The sequence below is a fragment of the Labrys sp. KB_33_2 genome (assembly GCF_052114505.1).
Taxonomy (GTDB): domain Bacteria; phylum Pseudomonadota; class Alphaproteobacteria; order Rhizobiales; family Labraceae; genus Labrys.
In genome coordinates this window covers 1-2,843 of sequence record NZ_JBFREW010000056.1, presented here as the reverse complement: position 1 = coordinate 2,843, position 2,843 = coordinate 1, and the positions used below count along the sequence as shown (strand labels likewise).

The window sequence follows — 2,843 nt, the reverse complement described above, 5'->3', positions numbered from 1 at the left end:
GCCCCCAAAGGCTGGGTCACCGAGGTGATCCGGCACAACCCGTCATAGCCATAGCTCGTGGTCTGGCCGTTCAGGTCGATCATCCCCGTCAGCGTCTGGCACACCGGATCGGTGATCGGTTGCGTCTTCTGCCGCGTGTCCCCGTTCTGTACATAGAGCGGGTTGCGCTCCTCGACCGGGAACAGGTGATAGGTCGGATCGTACAGCGTCTCCGTCCGGTTGCCCAACCCGTCCGTCGACGACACCTTGTTGCCATAGCCGTCATAGCTCGCCGACGTCGTCAGCCAGCGATTGCCGGGGTTCAGCCAGTTCCACTGCCCCGTCTGGTCCCCCTTCACCGGCGGTGTCGCCGCATCCCCCGCTCCGTCATAGAGCAGCACCGTGTCGCTCAAGAGCACGTCCGTCGGGCTCGAGCCGCCATGCACCCGCACCCGCCCCGGCAGGCTGGTGATGAAGGCACCCGCGTTCACCGGGTAATCCGTCCCCGTCAGACGCTCGTCGCCCGTCACATCCGCATTGCCGTTCTCCAGCAGCAACGTCACATTGCCATAGGCGTCATAGGTCCGCGCAACCGTGCTCCGGCGCGTGACGCCCGCCACGATCTCCTGCTTCTCGGATCCCGTGTTGAAGGCGGTATAGGGCAGCGTCAGCGCCGGCACCGTACCACTCGCCGGCGGCCAGTTCGCCTGAAGCCCCGCCGTGGTCATCACGCTCCAGGTCTCGGCCTCGCGCGCCAGCACCGTGGAGCTGTCCTGCGTGCTGTAGGCAGTCTTCAACACCTTGCCAGCCGTCGCCAGGCTCTGGTCGAAGGTGTAGTCGATGCGCGGCCGTACCGTCTCTCCTGCATTGGCCGGCAGCAGCGCCACCCCCATGCCGAAGCCCAGGAAACGGCGCTCGGCCGCGTTGTACAGCGCGTTCGAATAAGAATAATCCGTTGTCCCAACCGTCCCCCGCCCGTCGTCCCGTGTCACGGACGACACCGTCTGCAGGATCGAGGGCGGCACGCTGCCCGCCGGGCGAACCGCCAGCCAGGGATAGGTGCTCGACGGCTTGTAGGCGATCGCAGCACTAGCTCCCAGCGGGCCCTTCACTGAGGTCAGCAGATCGGGGAACGCCGTGCTCAGCGTGAAGTAATCCCCGCTGCGATAGACAATGAAGCCTTGTGATCGCCCGGCTGGCGAACGCCAAGCGCCTTCGATCAGATCGTCGCGGCCATCTTCATCGAGATCGGCCACAGCAGCGACACTGGGAAGCTGGCCAGGCACGACGACGAAACCATCTTCGCCATTCGATCCCACGCCAGACCGCGACAGAAACATCGTAGAGACTGAATTCGGTACGTCTGCCGGCGGCGGATTGGGACTGGTTGTCGTATTGATTACCAGATCCTGACGGCCATCGCCGTCAAAATCGCCAGCGAACACATAGGGCATGCAAGCCCCTGCCAACAAGGGGCTACCGGCCGTTTCACACGAACCTGTGATGGTGATACCGCGCGCCCAAACCTGGTGAACGAAACCATTACCCGTCGATAAAAATACGCCGATATCGATTCCAGAGGTTGGATTCTTCTCCAGCGTGACGAGGTCAGTCTTGCCATCCCCATTCACATCAGCGGTCAGTACTGTAGCGGCATTATAAGCTGGCCAATATCCCCAGGTGGAGTTTGGGTTACTAGGTATTGGATTTGCAATTAACGCACCCGTTAACTCAAATGTCTGGAGCGGAGTAAAGCCTGCACCCGTCGAATAGGCATAACTGACCCTTATCGTGCCATTTAACTCGATGATGATGTAGTAATCTGCCTTGCCGTCTCCATTGAGGTCGACATATCGGGGACCAGCCACTGTGCGGCCAGCGATCATCTGAGAGAGCTGCGCCCTGGTCAATGGTGGGGGAACATCTGAGCCATTTAAACGGTAAATACCTTCGAAGACGGCTCCGGCTGGTTTTTTTGCGGTATAGTAGAATTCTTTTATGCCGTCGCCATCGAGATCCAGTAGCTCCCCTATTGCAAAGGACGAGTACAGATCCGGTGTCGTGAATTCAGAGTTTCTACTGGCAAGCAGACGGGCGTTGTAGGAACCATCCGGCTGGCTGACGGAGAGAAGCGTCTGGCTCGTCGTGGTGGTGATGATTTCACCCCGAAAACCACTCCGTCTCGATACGATATTTGTATTCGTGGTGTAGTCGGGTCGTCCGTCACCGCTGAGGTCGCCGACAGAGCTTCCAGTGGTAACTGTCGTCGATCCAAGCGGCGGATTGGCATCGGTGTATTCACAGCCGCCTCCGAAAGTTGTCGTTCGCGCCGCGCGGGTACGGCTGGCCGTCTCGTAGAACGCCGAGCTGTAGCATCGGGTGTGCGTGATAGTAGGGTCTTGGAAACCGCCACTCTGTTCACGGTCGACCCAGCTGCTGACGTTCTTGTCGGGAATACCGTCGCTGTTGATGTCACCGAATGACTCGCTGTAGCCGCTTTTCGGGTTCGAGAGGGGTGGGGGTAAGGGGGGTACGTAGTCATATTTGAATGTAGGATTGTTGCTCTTGGTCCATGCCTGTTCGGTGATGGGGGCTCCGCTCCATCCGAACGTCGTCGGCGGCAGGCTTGTGCCACCTGAGAGACGGTTCTGGCTGAGGCTTGCATCGCGGCCGAACTGGGTCACCGCGGTCAGGCGCGAAGTGCCCGAGGCCGGACTGAGCTCATAGTCGAGATTGTAGCCCCGAACCCGGTTGTTCGCCGTGGTGATACCGATGGAGGCAAGACGCCTGTCGAGCGTGGCGATCGACTTGCCGGTGGCCTGACTGAGTTTGGCCGCGCCGCTCGTCGCCTCCAGGTTGAAGGC

1 protein-coding gene is annotated in these 2,843 nt (G+C 60.4%); it reads right to left on the bottom strand.

The window, feature by feature from the left end; genetic code table 11:
• Nucleotides 1–2,843 (bottom strand): FG-GAP-like repeat-containing protein (locus AB4037_RS34415; protein ID WP_441774646.1); only part of this gene is annotated, 2,843 nt, incomplete at both ends.